Below are 18157 nucleotides of genomic sequence, written 5' to 3'. Positions count from 1 at the left end.
GGAGCTAATAAGTTATGAAGAAGTTTGGACAGTTTGTTGTAAAAGCCAGATATGTCATATTACTAATTAGTATTTTACTACTAATTCCAGCAGGCATTGGCTATATGAATACAAAAGTAAATTACGACTTATTATACTATTTGCCGGACGGAATTGACACAATGACAGGTCAGGACATAATGATGGATGAATTCCATTCAGGTGCATTTAGTATTGTTATGGTTGATAAGATGGATGATAAAGATGTCACAAAGCTTATTGACAAAATGAAAAAAGTTGACCATGTAAGTAAAGTTTTATGGTATGACTCTTTTGAAAAAGCAGGTGTACCAAAATCAATGCTACCGGATGATGTGTACAAAGCCTTTAACAAAGGTACATCAACAATTATGATGGTTATTTTTGATGACACAAGTTCCGGTGAGGGAACAATGGATGCAATAACACAACTTAGAAATCTTACACAAAAACAGTGTTATATTAGCGGTATTTCAGCCATTGTTACAGATACAAAAGTGTTAGTTGAACAGGAAATGTTCATATACGTTTGTATAGCAGCATTAGTTTCAATTGTTGTTTTGTCATTGTTAATGGATTCATACTTAATTTCAATTTTCTTTATGTTAAGTATTGGAATGGCTATTATATATAACTTAGGCAGCAACTTTGTGGTGGGAGAAATATCCTATCTTACAAAGGCGTTAGCGGCGGTACTTCAGCTTGGTGTTACAATGGACTATTCAATATTCCTGTGGCACAGTTTTGAGGAAGAGCTGGAGAAACATGACGGTGACAGTAAATCGGCTATGGCGAATGCTATTGCAGCTACAATATCTTCTGTTGTAAGTAGTTCAATAACAACAGTGGCAGGTTTCATTGCTTTATGCTTTATGAGTTTTACATTGGGACTTGACCTTGGTATTGTAATGGCAAAAGGTGTAATTTTAGGTGTTATCTCATGTGTAACTGTTTTACCGGCTTTCATTTTGGTATTTAACAAAGCCATTCAGAAAACAAAGCACAAACAGTTATTACCTGATTTTAAAAAGATTCCTGCGTGGATTACAAAGCATTATAGAATATTTATTGTATTGTTCTTATTATTAATTGGTCCTGCAGCTTACGGTCAGGCAAATACAAATGTATATTATGATTTAACATTAAGTTTGCCGGAAAGCTTAAAGAGTGTTACAGCTCAGAATAAAGTGGCAGATGCTTATGATTTAGGCTCGGCTAATATGATTTTAATAAGTTCAGATACAAAGACGAAAGATGTTAAAGATTTATTGTCAGATGTTAATGATGTAAAAGGTGTAAAAGTTGCAATGGGACTTGAAAGTTTCTTAGACGGCTCAGTTCCTGATTCATTTATACCGGAAGATTTAACAAGTGCATTAAAGAGTGAAAAACATGAAATGTTAATCTTTATGTCTGAGTATAAGACAGGTTCAGATGAAGCCAATGCACAGTGTAATCAAATCGAAAAGATTATTAAGAAATACGACAAGTCAGGAATGCTTGTAGGTGAAGCTGCATGTACAAGAGACTTAATTAAGATAACAAACAAAGACTTTGCAATAGTAAGTTTTGTTTCAATATTTGCAATTTTTGCAATTATCGCAATTGTATTTAAGTCAATTACACTTCCTATAATTTTGGTAGCAGTAATTGAACTCGCAATCTTCATCAACATGGGTATTCCATTCTATACAGGAGCAACATTACCGTTTATTGCTTCAGTTGTAATTGGAACAATCCAGTTAGGTGCTACAGTTGACTACGCAATCTTAATGACTAACAGATATAAGTTAGAGCGTAGCAGTGGCAAGGAAAAACATCTTGCTGCAAAAGACGCATTAACAGCAACAATGAAGTCAATTATTGTTAGTGCTTGTACATTCTTTGGGGCAACATTTGGTGTAGGTGCTTACTCAAGTATTGACATGATTAGTTCACTTTGCTTGCTTATGGCAAGAGGTGCCGTAATTAGTATGCTTTGTGTAATTTGTATTTTACCGGCAATGTTTGTTGTTTTTGACAAGGCTATTGTAAAGGGAAGTTACAAATTCTTAGACAAATAATTAAAACAGCAAATTAATGTTTGTTTTAAAAAGAAAATTAATGTTTGTTCGAAAAGTAAATTAATGTTAGTTTGAAAAGAAAATCAATGTTAGTTTTAAATAGTAAATTAATACTAGTTTGAAAAAGCAAAAAATGAAGTTTTAGAGGTTCAAATATAAGTTAAACATTATAAAGTTTAATGGAATTTGAACCTCTTTTTCGTTTAAAAAAAATGAAAAATGTGGTATAATTAGCATAAAATTAAGTACGGATTATTTTTAATCTTAAAGACTGGAGGGATGTACTATGAAGCAGATAGTAATTGCTATAGGAAGAGAGTTTGGTAGCGGAGGTTTAAAGGTAGCAGAAATGGTAGCAGAACATTACAATATACCTTTATATCACAAGCAATTATTAGATGAAGTGGCAAAGGAAGGAGCGTACAGTAGAGAAGTAGTTGAGAAGTACGACGAAAAACCTATTAACCTTACTTTTATGCCAATTCCATTAGGTGGTGTAACAACGTCAATAGAACAGGATGTTGCCATTAAGGAATTCAATATGCTTAGAAAGAGAGCAAATGAGGAAAATGAATCATTTGTTGTTGTAGGCAGATGTGCAGATGAAATTCTCGCAGATAATCCAAATCTTACAAAAGTATTTATTTTAGGAGATACAGAAAGTAAGGCTAAGAGAGTTATGGAAAGAGACGGCATTGATAAGAAAGCTGCTTTATCCAAGATGAAGAAAAGAGACAAAGTAAGAAAAACATATCATAACTTCTACTGTGAGAATAAATGGGGTGATTCAAGAGCTTATGATTTGTGCATAAGCACAGCAAATATCTCATTAGAGAATGCAGCAAAGCTAATTATTGACTATGTTGAAATGAAATAAAAACAATTCAATAAGAAAAAGCCTTTATTTATAGGCTTTTTCTTATTTTTTTGGATGAAAATAAAAATGGTTTCTTGAATCGGATATATGGTTGTCAAACATTAAATATGATAAAATAATACCATGGTTAAACTTAACAAAGAAAATATAAAAAGGAGGATTTTATGAGAAAAAACGCACAAAAAGCTTTGAGTATAGCTCTTAGTTTATCAATGACATTTAGTTTAATGGCGTTTGATGGAATGAGCAACAGAAACATAGCAAAGGCAGATGACACAGCAAGAACAAGCTTGAACGGTTATGCTTCAGAAGGTGCAACTGTAACAACTTATGACGATTGTACAGTTTATAACAACATTGATTTTACAAATGAAAAACATGAAGCATATGCTACATACATTTCTCCAAAGAGTGGAGAAGAATTTGAAACAGTTTATGAATCTCCTGAAGATTATAATTATTTAACAAGAGAATTAAAAGTTGTTGCAAAACGTGGTGAAAAATCATCAGAGGGTGTAGCAGAAGAAGTTACAGTTGTAGGAAAAGACATTACAAAGGCAAGTCTTGCTATTGCTGATATTGCAGTAATATACAATGGTAATGAACAGAAAGTACCTGTTTCAGTTATCGCTGATGACAAGCAACTTGTTGAAGGAACAGATTATGAGCTTGTATTTGAAGATAATGTAAATGCGGGAACTGCAAAAGTTATCGTTAATGGTATAGGATTATATGAAGGCAAGCTTGAAGGAGAATTCACTATTGCACAGGCAAATATTGAAGATGACATTGTAAAGAAAGACTTATCAAACTTAGCAGAAAGCTATGAATATAAGGTGGCAGAAATCCAGCCTCAGATTAAGATGAGTCAGGGTGATGTTTACTTATCAGCAATGAAGGATTACGAAATTGTTTATTCAGATAATATGAATCCTGGTACTGTGACAATGACAATAAAGGGTATTGGAAACTATACAGGAACAATTGAAAAGACATTCGTTATTACTAAGAGAAAACTTGCTAACACAACTATTAAGACATCATTTGATGCTAACAAGCAGTTAAATGTATTAGTTCAGGTACCTGATAATGGACGTGCATTAACAAAAGATAAGGATTATAAATATACAGTAGCTACAGATGCAACAGGTAATATCACAATTACAATTACAGGAATTGGTGAAAATTGTGAAGGTACAGTTGTTAAAACAATTGCAGCTAAGGATAACCCTAACAGACCAACTGAGAAGCCAACAACAACAAAGATTAAAGTGGCAAAGGTTTCACCTAAGGCTAAGAATGTTAAGGGTAAGAAGATTAAGTTGTCATGGAAGAAGATTAAAGGTGTAAAGGGCTACCAGGTTCGTTATGCTTTAAGCAAAGGCAAACTTAAAAAAGCAAAGATTAAAGTTGCTAAGAAGAATTCTTATGTAATTAAGAAACTTAAAAACAAAAAATACTTCGTTCAGGTTAGAGCTTACAAAGTAGTTGGAAAGAAAAAATACTATGGAGCATGGAGCAAAGTTAAAAGTGTTAAAGTAAAAAAATAATATCCCATAGCAGGATATAGTTTATAAAAGAGGAATGTAGATTAAAACGGTCTGCATTTCACTTTTATTAATAATTAAAGAATGATATAATTACAGGAAAAGATTAAGGAGGCATTAAATGGGAGATTTAGTTTTTAATGGAATTAAAGTAGAAGAACTTGATTTAACAAATAAGATAGAAGGAGCTGTTTCTTTGGATATTAGCCAGAGAGCATCTTTTAATGTTAAATATACAAGGGACGATAAGAAGTGTGCAGCTACATTAACTATTGATATGATGGATAAGAATCAGCCAATGGATTTTAATTTTAAAATAAGTGCAGTAGCATTTTTTGACTGTGATCAGTTATCAGACAAAAGGGAAATTCATAAGAAGGCATACGATGAAATATTCCCACATGTAAGATCGATGGTAATTACATTTTTTGTAAATTCAGGTTTGCCACCAATTGCAATTCCTAAGGTAAAAATGGACGATGCAAACATTAAAGTATCAGGAGAAGATAATTCAGAGGAAGATAAAATTTATAGTTAAAAATGTTTTTAATTTTTAAACTATAAGTGTATTAGATTTTTAGGTAACATAATAATCTAAACCCTTTCAATTTTGTGGCGTTTCGGAGAATTCTGAAACGCCATTCCTGATTTGAGAAGCAATTTTTCTAAATGCTTATCTAATAGACAAAACATACAAAATAAAATCATATCTGAACAATTAGAAATAATAATTCCATAATATAAAAAGAACTAATCCTTTGGTTAATAATCAAAATTCTACAATCATTAATTATGCATTAAAAAGTATGTGCAGGAAAACAGCTGTTAATTAATAATGAAAAGTGTTAATATTAGTTTTGGCAGACAATAAATTATAGACAGCAGAAACGAATTAATATAAGAGATTGAATTACAAAGAACAGAAAAGAAAGATAAAGGATTGAAGTGTAAAGAGTAGAAAAGAATTAAGATAAAAGATTGAATTATAGAGAAGAAAGTATTATGGAATATAAAAAGATTGTAAAAGGAATTTTTAGGGAAAGACCCAACAGGTTTATAGCGTATGTTGATGTAGAAGGAATGGATAATAATCCCCAGGTTGTTCATGTGAAAAATACAGGACGTTGCAAAGAACTTTTAGTTAATGGTGCAACTGTATATTTGGAGGAATCAGACAATCCCAATCGAAAAACAAAATATGATTTGGTTGTAGTCAGGAAAAATGAAAGAATAATAAATATGGATTCCCAAGCACCAAACAAAGTAGTACAGGAATGGCTAAATAAAAATGGCTTATATAAAAATACAAAACTTGTTGCTCCTGAGAAAAAATATGGAGAATCAAGGTTTGATTTTTATATTGAGGGAGATAATAAAAAAGCGTGGATGGAAGTAAAAGGTGTTACCCTTGAAAAAGATGGTGTGGTTTTATTTCCTGATGCACCAAGCAAAAGAGCGGTAAAGCATATAGAACATTTAATCAAAGCCAAGGAAGAGGGCTTTGACGCTTATATTATGTTTGTTGTGCAAATGGAAAATGTAAAATATTTTACACCTAACAAAGAGACTCACAAGGCTTTTGCAGAAGTACTGGTAAAGGCAGAAAGTAAAGGAGTTAAAATAATGGCGTATGACTGTGTGGTAACAGAAAAAGAACTTAAAATAAATAACCCCGTAGAGATAAAACTCAACAAATAATTACATGGATTGCTCCGTGCAGAGCACTCCCACAATCCATACAAATATTCGCATATCGGAAAGCTGACGCTTTCCTTTTATGCTCATATTTGGGCGTGTTCCAAAGTCCAACTCACCTTTGTGCAAGCACAGGTGAGGACCTTGAGAAATGTATTTTTAATTACAAGGATTGCTCCGTGCAGAGCACTCCCACAATCCATACAAATATTCGCATATCGGAAAGCTGACGCTTCCCTTTTATGCTCATATTTGGGCGTGTTCCAAAGTCCAACTCACCTTTGTGCAAGCACAGGTGAGGACCTTGAGAAATGTATTTTTAATTACAAGGATTGCTCCGTGCAGAGCACTCCCACAATCCATACAAATATTCGCATATCGGAAAGCTGACGCTTCCCTTTTATGCTCATATTTGGGCGTGTTCCAAAGTCCAGCTCACCTTTGTGCAAGCACAGGTGTGGACCTTGAGAAATGTATTTTTAATTACATGGATTGCTCCGTGCCGAGCACTCCCGCAATCCATACAAATATTCGCATATCGGAAAGCTGACGCTTCCCTTTTATGCTCATATTTGGGCGTGTTCCAAAGTCCAGCTCACCTTTGTGCAAGCACAGGTGAGTTGGACCTTGGAACACTGTAATTAAAAAAGTAGTCGAAAAAACAAAAAAATACGGTCAATCTTATTGACTAAAGGAATTAAAAAGTGATATAATTACGGGAAATTCGGGTTTATTTGAAACGATTTAATATTTTTATATAGAAGAGGTAGATATATTATGAAGAAAATGATTTTAGTAACATCACCACCAGCATGTGGAAAAACATTTGTAACAAAGAAGTTAGCAAAGGCTATGCCTAACTGTGTTTACCTTGATAAAGATTCACTTATTGTTTTATCAAAGCAGATTTTTGTTGTGGCAAATGAAGAATACAATAGAAGCTCAGATTTCTTTGAAGCAAACATCAGAAATTATGAATATGATGCAATCATGGAAATCGCAAGAGAAGCTTTAGAATACAATGATACGGTATTCATTAATTCTCCATTCACAAGAGAAGTTAGAACACCCGGTTATATGGAAAATCTTAGAAACGAACTTTTAAAGATTGGAGCTGAATTAGTTGTTGTTTGGGTTCATTGCGACAAGGAAGTTTGTAAGGAAAGAATGATTAAACGTAACTCTGACAGAGATACATGGAAGATTGAACATTGGGATGAATATATTAGCAGACAGAACTTTACAGTTCCTGAAGGAATTAAGAATTTATTCTTATTCGATAATTCATCAGATGATTCATTCAAGAAGTCATTAGATGAAGCTGTTGAATATTTCAAAAATTTAAAATAAAGCATAAAAAATATTAAGTATATTTAGAAAAAGACTTTCACGGAACTTGAATTATTCCTAAAAAGTTAGGTTTTAAAACCTGACAATAAATAGGTGATTCGGTTAAGGAAAGTCTTTTTTCGTAACAGGAAAATCTTTTAGGATTTTCTATTACATAAAAAATATTGCGTTATGGATTATTATAAAATCCATAAGTTGATGTACTTGCTTATAGGCAAAAAAAGCATTATAATAAATTAGATTTATGTCAATAATTGTTAAAGAGGAGAAATAAAATGTCAAAAGTAAGAACAAGATTTGCACCTAGTCCAACAGGTAGAATGCATGTAGGAAATTTAAGGACAGCTTTATACGAATTTTTAATTGCAAAACATGCAGGTGGCGATTTTATTTTAAGAATAGAAGATACAGATAGAGAACGTTATGTGGAAGGTGCTGTGGATATTATATACAGAACACTTGAAGCAACAGGACTTGTACATGACGAAGGTCCTGACAAGGACAAGGGATATGGACCTTATATTCAGAGTGAACGTCAGGCTTCAGGTTTATATCTTAAATATGCAAAGAAATTAATTGAGTCAGGAGATGCATATTACTGTTTCTGTGATAAGGACAGATTGGCTACACTTAAAACTTCTGTAGGGGAAGACGGAAAAGAAATTACAATGTACGACAAGCATTGTTTACATCTTTCACAAGAAGAAATACAGGCTAATTTAGATGCTGGAAAACCTTATGTTATCAGAATGAACATGCCAACAGAAGGAACAACAACTTTTGTTGATGAATTGTATGGAAAAATTACAGTAGAAAACAAAGAGTTGGATGACATGATTTTAATTAAGTCAGATGGCTATCCAACATACAATTTTGCAAATGTTATAGATGATCATTTACAGGAAATCACTCATGTAGTAAGAGGTAATGAATATATTTCATCTTCACCAAAGTACCAGAGACTTTATGAAGCATTTGGCTGGGAAGCACCTAAATATGTACATTTGCCACTTATTACAGATGAAAATCATAAGAAATTAAGCAAACGTTCAGGTCATTCATCATACGAAGATTTAGTTGAACAGGGATTTTTACCTGAAGCAATTGTAAACTACATTGCACTTTTAGGTTGGAGTCCGGAAGACAATCAGGAAATATTTTCACTTGATGAATTAATTAAGAATTTTGATTATCACAAGGTTAATAAGAGCCCTTCAGTTTTCGATATTACAAAGTTAAAATGGATGAATGGTGAATACATTAAGGCTATGGACAATGAGAAGTTCTATGAAATGGCAAGACCGTACGTTAAGGAAGTTATCAAGAAAGATTTGAACCTTGAAACAATAATGGATATGGTCAAAACAAGAATTGAAACATTCCCTGAAATTGGAGACATGATCGACTTCTTCCAGGAACTTCCTGAATATAGTCCTGAAATGTATACACACAAGAAAATGAAGACTAATTCTGAAAACTCTTTAGAAATTTTAAAGGAATTACTTCCAATATTAGAGGAAACAGATGATTATTCAGTACAGGGATTACACGACACTGTATTTGAATACATTAAGAAAAAAGAAATTAAAAATGGTCAGGCTTTATGGCCACTTCGTACTGCAGTATCAGGTAAGCAGATGACACCGGCAGGAGCTTTCGAAATTATGGAAGTAATTGGAAAAGAAGAGTCATTAGAAAGAATTAAAAAAGGTATTGAATTATTATCAGAATAATTATCAAAATAATTCAAGGATGATTATAAAAAGTCCGGCTGTTTGTCAGTCGGATTTTTTGTGTAATAAGAAATCCTTTTGAAAGGTTCAGGTTAAAATATGGAAAATACAGTTACTAAGAAAAATATAAATAAAAATTGGATTGAAATCATAATATTAATATCGCTTTTTAATTTTTTGTTTTTAGGAAGTGAATACCTTTTTGATAACATGATTGCTAAAGTGGCAAATCCAAGTAAAGTTGTAATAGCACAAAGTTATGTTTTAGGTGCAAGCGTAGTGGGATTTGTTTTGTATCCAATAATAAAGAAAATATTAGATAATAAAACAGGTATTAAAAACACTAAAAATATGGCGGTTAGTTTAGCGATTGTATTAGGTTGCTTTTGTGTTTGGAAATTTTCACACAGTGATTCTTATAATGTTATATTAGTGTGTGGCTGCCTTCTTTTTATTATACTTGGAGCTTTTGGAAGCACGGTTTTTTATTTTACGGCAATTAATTACGGTAACAGCAAATATTTAGGAAAAACAATAGGCTTTGCTTACGGTTTTGGACTTTTGATACAGTTTGTAAGCAATAATTTAATAAAATCAAATAATCTGGAAAGTGTTTTGATAGTTGTATTGTGGGTTGCAGCAATCATAATAGTGCAAAAGATTTCAGGGAAAAGTAATAGTGATGACAGATGTGATAATGCAGTCAAAGAAAAGGGTGGTTTAAAAAACAATTATGTAATGGTAATTCTTTTAATTGCAATTGTTGTATTAATGGCAAATGTTTTTACAACCCTTGATAATGTTGTGACTTTATTCCATGCAGATGGTACTTTTGATGTAGGTCAATATCCGAGATTATTTTTAGCCGTAAGTGGAATTGCAGCTGGTATACTTTTCGACATAAAAAAAGGCAGATTCATGTACATAATAATGTATTGCATAACTCTTTTGTCAACAATATGTATTTTGACAATTGTATCCGGCGGGGCGTTTTTAACAGGCCTGGTTGTTTTCTATTTGTCAGCTGGATTCTTTGCTGTGTTTTTTACAACAGCATTTGTGAAAATATCTCTTAAAATGGAAAATACACGCCTTTGGGCAGGTATGGGAAGAGCAGTAAATAATTTGATGGCTGTGCTAATGGGGAGTTGGTCTTTGAAACTATATTCAACAGAAAATGTTTTACTGATTACCGTATTATCGTTAGTTTTGTTTGTGGCAATTAGTGTATTAATATTTTTGTACACAATGAAAAATATACAAATCAACAGAGCTGAAATAATAGAAAATAACTGGGACAATCTAACAAACAGTGAAAAAGAAACTAACAGCACAAACGAAACTGACAAATTACAAATGTTTTCGGAGAATTTTTCTTTAACCAAAAGAGAAAAGGAAGTGTTAGAAGCTTTACTTAATTCTGACGATAGTGTTCAGAATATTGCAGCCGGGTTATATATTTCAAGAGCTGCTTTATACAGACATATTTCAAATATAAATAAAAAAACAGATACCAATTCAAGAGTAGGTTTAATTAAATTTTACTATACGTGGACTGAAAACACTATTTAAAACACATCCAATATGTGATAATATATAAAGGGACATATTGGAAAGGTGTTTATGGAATTTAATAACGCACAAAGAGAAGCTGTTAATCATTTTAAAGGAGCAGCCATGGTTCTTGCAGGACCTGGCTCAGGTAAAACTACAGTTATAACACACAGAATAAAAGAGTTAATTAGAAAAGACGTTTCACCTGAAAAAATATTAGTAGTAACTTTTACAAAAGCTGCCGCAGTTCATATGCAGAGAAAATTTTTTCAGATAATGGAAGGAGAACATTGGGTAAAAAGCAGTTATCCTGTGTCCTTTGGAACTTTTCATGGAATCTATTTTAGAATTTTAAAATTATCCAAGAATTACAGTGGGCGTAATATTTTAACGGAAAATCAGAAAAGTCAGATTTTGCGTGAAATTATTATCAGAAACAGAATAAATACAACTTCCCTTAATGAATTTATTCAAAACATTATTGGCGAAATAAGCAATGTTAAGGGAAATATGATTCCATTGAGTGATTATGCACCAAAAAGCTGTAAAAACAGGGAATTTAAGCTTATATTCGATGAATATGCAAAAGAATTGAAGAGTCAGAATAAAATTGATTTTGATGATATGCTGTTGGACTGTTATACGTTGTTTAAAGAGGAACCGGTGCTTTTACAAAAATGGCAGCAGGTTTTTGAATATGTTTTAATAGATGAATTTCAGGATATTAACAAGATACAGTATGAAATCATAAAAATGCTTGTGGCGCCTGAAAACAATTTGTTTATAGTAGGTGATGATGACCAGAGCATTTATGGATTTCGCGGGGCGTGTCCTGAGTTAATGTTTAGATTTGAAAAGGACTATCAGGCATGTAGAAAAATTATATTAAATATAAACTATAGGTCTACAGATGAAATTATCCAAATGTCTAAGAACCTAATTAAAAACAACAGTTCACGTTTTGAAAAAAATATCATGTCACCGAAAGGTAACAATAATAAAAATGAGAACATAAAAGATGGTTGCTCAATCCCAAGGAAAAGGAACAATAACAATACCAAGAACAAGAATAATAACAAAAGTAAAGATACTGATGTTAGAATTTTCAGAAATCAAATGGAGCAATTGCAGTATACGGCAGTTAAGATTACAGAGTTGCAAAGTAGAGGGATAGATGACATTGCAATACTTGTGAGAAACAACAGCCAGATTGATATTATCCAAAGATTTTTAGAAGAACAGGAAATTATATCTGAAAGCAAAGTCGCTAAGAAATCTGTTTTCAAAACTCAGGTGGGAGTGGACATTTACAATTACATAAAGGCAGCCATTAATTTGAATAAAGTTGAAATACGAAATAATGAAAGTCTAATTTATATATTAAACAAACCAGCCAGACTTATTAGTAACGGAATGATAAGTGATTATGGAATTGATTTTAATAGTTTGAAAAATGTTTACAGTCATAGCAGTGAAATTGTGAAAAAAATAGAAAAGCTGGAATTTGATTTGCAGATGTTGTTAAGATTAAAGCCCATGGCAGCTTTAATGTATATTCTAAAAGGTATAGGATATGAGAATTACCTGAAAGAGCTATCAAGAGAGAGAAAGATAGACTATTCTGTTTTTGAAAAAGAAATTGAAGAAATAAAAACAAACAGTTTAAAATATGACACTTTGGAAAGCTGGATTTTACAGGAAAGTGAAGAAAACAGTGCTAATACAAAGTCAAAAGAAAAGCAGGTAAGAAAGCCGATTCATATTATTACAATGCATGGCTCAAAGGGACTTGAGTTTGACAGCGTTTTTATTTTAGATGCTAATCAGGGCATAATACCAACATCTAAAGCAGTAAGAGAAAGAGATTTCGCAGAGGAAAGAAGACTTTTCTATGTGGCAATAACAAGGGCAAAAAAATATTTAAATATATATTGTGTAAGCGAAAATCTTGGCTGCTATGTGGAACCGTCAATTTTTATGAAGGAAGTAATGGCATAGAATATGTATATTTTTTGAAAATTATGTAGATAATACATTAAATTAAGGTGCATAATATTGCAATTTTAATACACTTTTGATAAAGTTAAAATAACAAAAAATGCGTTTATTACAAATGCATAGTAAGATTGTGAAAATAAATAAGAAAGGAAAATACAGGCATAGTAAAAATATTATGTTTGTGTCTTTCAAATTCATACGGGAAATGTATGAGTATTGTTGAAAGACTTGGTAAATGATATGGGAAATAATCAATTAGAAGAAGATGAAGATTTATTTGTAACTTTAACATTAGAAGATGACAGTGAGGTTGATTGCCTTGTTGTAAGTATATTTGAAGCAGAAGGAAGAGATTACATTGCATTACTTCCAACTGAAGGACCTGAAAACGAAGAAGGAGAAGTGTTCTTATACAGATACTTTGAAGACGAGGACGGAGAACCTGGACTTGACAATATTGAAACAGAAGCTGAATTCATGTTAGCATCACAGGCTTTTGATCAGCTAGTTGAAGACGGTGAATATGATGAAATTATTGAGGAAGAAGAAAACTTACATTAATTTGTGGTTTTTTGAATTTGTAAGATAATGCATTTTTAAGATAATAATGTTAGAAATACATTGTTATTTGAAAATCATAACAAAAAGAAAATACATTAAGAAGGTGGAAAAATGTCATACGAAGATGAAACTAGACAGAGAATAGAAGCAAGAAAAAGAAATGCTGAGTTAAAGAAAGAACAGCAGATTAAGAAAAGAAAAATAACATTAGGAATTTTAGCAGCAGCAATTGTTGTTATTGTAGTATTAATTATTGTTGTAGCTTCAGTTTCAGCCAAGAAAGATAGTGAAGTGAAGACAACAGCTCCTAAGGAAACATCAATATTAGGAGCAACAACAGCAGAGACAACAGAAGCTGTAACAACAACACAGAAGGTTGCTCAGCAGACAACACCAGAAACTACTGTAGCTACAACAACTGAGAAAACTGTTCCAGAGACAACAAAAGAAGAAACACAGGCGCCTACAGAGGAACAAACTGAAGAGGAAACAACACGACTTTCAGGCGAAATCAAACATGCAAGGGACGATGTCAACATAAGAAGAAAACCAAAAGAAAGCTCAAAGGTTTTAGACATTGTTAATAAGGGAGACGAATTAGAAGTCTTAAGCACTGACAAAGGTTGGTGCCATGTAATCTGGAATGGTATCGAAGGTTATGTATCAGCAAGATTCATAAAATAATAATTATAAATAAACAAAAAACGTATTTTATGGTAGACTAATACTTCCCATAAAGTACGTTTTTTATTACAGTGTACCAAAACATAAGCGTACTTGTGCTTGCACAAAAGTACGCTTATGTTTTGAGGACACGCCCGCATAATGAGCATAAAAGCACAGCGAAGTTGTGCGATATGCGAATTATGTGGTGAAATTGCGGGAGTGCAAAGCACGTAGCAATTTCGTAATAAAAAATATGAAGGGCAAAATAGCATAAAAGCACAACGAAGTTGTGCGATATGCGAATTATGTGGTGAAATTGCGGGAGTGCAAAGCACGTAGCAATTTCGTAATAAAAAAACATGAAGGGCAATATAGCATAAAAGCACAACGAGGAAAACACAATGAACTATAACGAAGCAAAACAATATTTAAAAGAAGTAAATAAATACGGCAGTGTCTTAGGTCTGAAAAGCATCACAACACTTTTAAAAGAAATGGGTAATCCTGAAAAAAGTCTGAAAGTTGTTCACATAGCAGGTACAAATGGAAAAGGTTCCACAATGGCTTTTTTAAACTGTATTCTCATGGAGGCAGGCTACAAAGTAGGTAGGTACAGTTCTCCGGCAGTTTTTGAAGAAGATGAGATTATTCAGATTAATAACCAAAACATAGAGCCAAACAGTTTAGGAGAAATAATCACTCATATTAAGGAAAAATGTGATTACATTGCTAAAACTTATGGATTTCATCCAACACCTTTTGAAATTGAAACGGCTTTGGCTTTTGAATATTTCAAAAGAAAGAATTGTGATATTGTGTTAGTTGAATGTGGTATGGGTGGTGCAACAGATGCCACAAATGTTTTCCATAAGGTTCTTTGTAGTATTATTGCCAATATTTCCTTGGACCACACAGTTTTTTTAGGTGACACAATTGAAGAAATAGCAAGGGTAAAATCGGGCATAATAAAAGCAAACTGCCCTGTTGTAGTAGCAAAACAGCAAAAAGAAATATGCGATGTAATAAGGGAGGAAGCTGAAAAAAAGAATTCCCATATAGTTATGGCTAAAGAAGCACAGCTGGATTTGGGTAATGGAGAAAATATTGTAACTTACAGAGCCTCTAATGGAAAAGAATATAAAGCTAATCTAAAAATGCTTGGAACTTATCAGGGAAAAAATGTGGCAACAGCAATTGAGGTTGCATTAATTCTTGAAAAAAAGGGTTACAATACAGAAAAATATATAAAAAATGGCATTGAAAATGCAGTCTGGAAGGGAAGATTTGAAATAATTTCAAAGGAACCATTATTTGTAATTGATGGCGCACATAATCCCGGAGCTATAGAGGAATTGGTAAAATGTATTGATTTGTATTTTACAAATAAACGAATTACCTTTATAATGGGAGTGTTGGCCGATAAAGACTTTGAGAAGGAAGCAGGTCTTATTGCAAACAAAGGAGAAAATATTTTAACTGTTACACCAAATAATGCCAGAGCATTAGATGGAAAGAAGTTGGCTAATACAATTTCTAAATACAACCCAAATGTTCAGTATGTAGAAAGTATAGATCAGGCTGTAGAGAAGGCAATTGATTTAGTAAACAGTAAAAAATCAGATATGATATTAGCTTTTGGCTCTTTATCACATCTAAATGATATTAATCAAGCAGTTAAAGCCGGAAGGAGAGATTGACTGATGTTTGATAAAAACAAAATAGAACAGGGAATCAAATTATTATTAGAAGGTATCGGTGAAGATCCAAGTAGAGAGGGTTTAGTGGATACTCCAAACAGAGTTGCACGTATGTATGAAGAGTTATGTGCAGGTATGGACAAAGATCCAATGGAGCATCTGTCAAAGACTTTTACATGTGATAATGGAAATGTAGTTATTGAAAAAGATATTACATTTTACTCAACTTGCGAACATCATTTGATGCCTTTTTATGGTAAAGCAAACATTGCTTATATTCCAAATGGAAAAGTTGTTGGAATAAGCAAGCTTGCAAGAACAGTGGAAGTTTTTGCAAGACGATTGCAGATTCAGGAACAAATGACAAATCAGATAGCCGATGCTATTGAAGAATGCTTAAATGCAAAGGGGGTATTGGTTATGGTTGAGGCTGAGCATATGTGTATGTCAGCAAGAGGAATTAAGAAACCAGGTAGTAAAACAATTACTTTTTCAGCAAAAGGCGCTTTTGAAGAAGACAGCAGTTTAAGAAGAGACATTCTTCATTTAATGGAGAAGTAATTAGACTTCTTATCATGGATCATATGGCAGAAGATAAAAACAGTTGCTTAATAGGCACGCATTTTTGTGTAATGTATCGTAAGTGATATTCTTTTTTAACAAAAATAATTAATAGAGAGTAAAGGAAAAATAAATGCAAATTGGAAAATATAATTTTGACTTAGATAATGATCCTATTATTATGGGAATTTTAAATGTAACACCTGACTCATTTTCTGACGGTGGTAAGTGGAACAACATGGACGCAGCTTTAAAGCACACTGAAGAAATGATCAAGGACGGTGCAAGAATTATTGATGTTGGCGGTGAGTCAACAAGACCGGGCTATACTTTAATTAGTGATGAAGAAGAAATAGAAAGGGTTGTGCCGGTTATTAATGCGATAAAAGAAAGATTTGATGTATGCGTATCCCTTGATACATACAAAACTAATGTGGCAAAAGCCGGAGTTGAAGCCGGAATTGACATGGTTAATGATGTGTGGGGATTTAAGTGGGACAAGCAGGATATGGCTGATTTAGTAGCAAAATCAGGAGTTGCTGCATGTGTTATGCATAATAAGGATAATACTAACTATGAAAGCTACGTGGAAGATGTTTTAAAGGAAATGAAGGAATCAATTGACATTGCACACAAAGCAGGAGTAAAGGATTCACAGATTGTATTAGATCCGGGCGTTGGTTTTGGAAAAGATTATGCACAGAATTTATCGATTATTAAACATGTGGACAGGCTAAAAGAACTTGGTTATCCTGTGCTTCTTGGAACATCCAGAAAGTCAGTTATCGGACTTACACTGGACGTAGATAAGAATGACAGAATGGCTGGAACTGTTGCAACAACTGTTATGGGATATGAGAGAGGCTGTAGTATTTTCAGGGTCCATGATGTAAAAGAAAACTATCAGGCATTAATGATGGCAAAGGCGATAAGAAATGAAAAATTGTATTAAAATTAAGCAGTTAGAAGTATTTGCATACCATGGCTGTGAGGAACATGAAAAAATAAATGGTCAGAAATTTTATATTGATGCTAACTTATATACAGACATAAGTGTTGCAGGCAATACTGATGATTTAAATGAAACTGTTAATTATGCTGAGGTTTGCGACTTTATAAATAAATTTCTAACAAAAAACAGATTTGATTTAATAGAAGCTGCGGCATGGCAGTGTACAACAGAATTGTTAAAAACATTTCCGAAAATCAGAGAAGTGGATTTTACAATATACAAACCACAGGCACCTATACCGTTGCCTTTTGGAAATGTTGCAATTTCCATCAACAGAAAATGGAGCAAGGCAATTTTATCAATCGGCTCTAATATGGGCGACAAGGAAGAACACCTAAATTGTGCAGTGGACAGTTTGTATGACGATGATAACTGCAGAGTTAATGTAGTATCAAATTATATAGAAACTGAGCCTTATGGACCTGTTGAACAGGACAATTTCCTAAATGGCTGTATTGAAATAGAAACATTGTATTCACCTGAAGAATTACTGAAAAAAGTCAACCAAATAGAAGCTTTTGAAGGTAGGACCAGGGAAATACACTGGGGCCCAAGAACATTGGATATAGACATTGTTTTTTACGAAAACCAGATAGTGGATTTACCAGAATTAAAGATACCACATGTGGAAATGCACAAGAGAATTTTTGTGTTAGAACCATTAAAACAAATTGCACCATATTGGACACATCCTATTTTAAATAAAACAGTAACTCAGTTGTTAGAGGACTTAAGTCCTAATAGTGGCTGTGGCGGTTGCAGTGGTTGTGGTGGCTGCCCAAAAATTTCAGAGGAGACAGATAATTAAACAACGAAAGAAAGGTC

15 protein-coding genes are annotated in these 18157 nt (G+C 32.9%); all 15 read left to right on the top strand.

The features are described 5' to 3' along the window. Nucleotides 1-14: 14 nt before the first annotated feature. The 15 genes from ACZM4J_RS01435 to folK all read left to right on the top strand — a co-directional run bounded on the left by ACZM4J_RS01435 (nt 15) and on the right by folK (nt 18140). Nucleotides 15-2081, top strand: a complete 2067-nt coding sequence (locus tag ACZM4J_RS01435; RefSeq protein WP_022165390.1) for an efflux RND transporter permease subunit — start codon at nt 15-17, stop codon at nt 2079-2081. A gap of 286 nt (nt 2082-2367) precedes the next feature. Then, nucleotides 2368-2958 carry a cytidylate kinase-like family protein gene (locus ACZM4J_RS01430; RefSeq protein ID WP_022165391.1) on the top strand — a complete coding sequence of 197 codons (591 nt, stop codon included), beginning with the start codon at nt 2368-2370 and terminating at the stop codon, nt 2956-2958. A gap of 164 nt (nt 2959-3122) precedes the next feature. Then, nucleotides 3123-4508, top strand: coding sequence for a fibronectin type III domain-containing protein (locus tag ACZM4J_RS01425; protein WP_412623058.1), 1386 nt, complete (start codon nt 3123-3125; stop codon nt 4506-4508). Nucleotides 4509-4626: 118 nt separating this feature from the next. Then, a complete protein-coding gene (locus ACZM4J_RS01420; protein WP_022165438.1) occupies nt 4627-5043 on the top strand; it encodes a hypothetical protein in 417 nt (138 codons plus the stop codon). A 464-nt stretch (nt 5044-5507) separates the two neighbouring features. Beyond that, nucleotides 5508-6203, top strand: a complete 696-nt coding sequence (gene sfsA / locus ACZM4J_RS01415) for a DNA/RNA nuclease SfsA (RefSeq protein ID WP_022165439.1) — start codon at nt 5508-5510, stop codon at nt 6201-6203. Between the two features lie 774 nt (nt 6204-6977). Then, nucleotides 6978-7550, top strand: a complete 573-nt coding sequence (locus ACZM4J_RS01410) for a P-loop nucleotide/nucleoside kinase family protein (RefSeq protein ID WP_022165440.1) — start codon at nt 6978-6980, stop codon at nt 7548-7550. Between the two features lie 275 nt (nt 7551-7825). Further along, entirely contained in the window at nt 7826-9283 is a 1458-nt protein-coding gene (gene gltX, locus ACZM4J_RS01405; RefSeq protein WP_302689915.1) for a glutamate--tRNA ligase, read from the top strand. Nucleotides 9284-9382: 99 nt separating this feature from the next. Beyond that, the gene (locus ACZM4J_RS01400; protein ID WP_489485481.1) at nt 9383-10855 is read left to right on the top strand and encodes a LuxR C-terminal-related transcriptional regulator; all 1473 of its coding nucleotides are present in this window, start codon (nt 9383-9385) and stop codon (nt 10853-10855) included. A gap of 51 nt (nt 10856-10906) precedes the next feature. Beyond that, entirely contained in the window at nt 10907-12835 is a 1929-nt protein-coding gene (locus ACZM4J_RS01395; RefSeq protein WP_489485479.1) for an ATP-dependent helicase, read from the top strand. A 240-nt stretch (nt 12836-13075) separates the two neighbouring features. Further along, the gene (locus ACZM4J_RS01390; RefSeq protein WP_022165444.1) at nt 13076-13396 is read left to right on the top strand and encodes a DUF1292 domain-containing protein; all 321 of its coding nucleotides are present in this window, start codon (nt 13076-13078) and stop codon (nt 13394-13396) included. Nucleotides 13397-13507: 111 nt separating this feature from the next. After that, nucleotides 13508-14080 (top strand): SH3 domain-containing protein, encoded by a 573-nt coding sequence (locus ACZM4J_RS01385; protein WP_022165445.1) that lies wholly within the window; start codon nt 13508-13510, stop codon nt 14078-14080. A 383-nt stretch (nt 14081-14463) separates the two neighbouring features. After that, on the top strand, nt 14464-15759 hold the full coding sequence (locus ACZM4J_RS01380; protein ID WP_489485477.1) for a bifunctional folylpolyglutamate synthase/dihydrofolate synthase: 1296 nt from the start codon (nt 14464-14466) through the stop codon (nt 15757-15759). A gap of 3 nt (nt 15760-15762) precedes the next feature. Continuing rightward, nucleotides 15763-16320 (top strand): GTP cyclohydrolase I FolE, encoded by a 558-nt coding sequence (folE, locus tag ACZM4J_RS01375; RefSeq protein ID WP_022165446.1) that lies wholly within the window; start codon nt 15763-15765, stop codon nt 16318-16320. A gap of 133 nt (nt 16321-16453) precedes the next feature. Then, complete coding sequence (folP, locus tag ACZM4J_RS01370; protein WP_489485475.1) at nt 16454-17272, top strand: dihydropteroate synthase; 819 nt, start codon at nt 16454-16456, stop codon at nt 17270-17272. Continuing rightward, on the top strand, nt 17256-18140 hold the full coding sequence (gene folK / locus ACZM4J_RS01365) for a 2-amino-4-hydroxy-6-hydroxymethyldihydropteridine diphosphokinase (RefSeq protein ID WP_022165448.1): 885 nt from the start codon (nt 17256-17258) through the stop codon (nt 18138-18140). Before folP ends, folK begins: the two co-directional genes overlap by 17 nt. Nucleotides 18141-18157 lie beyond the last annotated feature (17 nt).

The sequence above is a fragment of the Eubacterium sp. genome (assembly GCF_057858645.1).
Note: the sequence above shows the minus strand (reverse complement) of the source record. Positions and strands in the feature narration are given on the sequence as shown.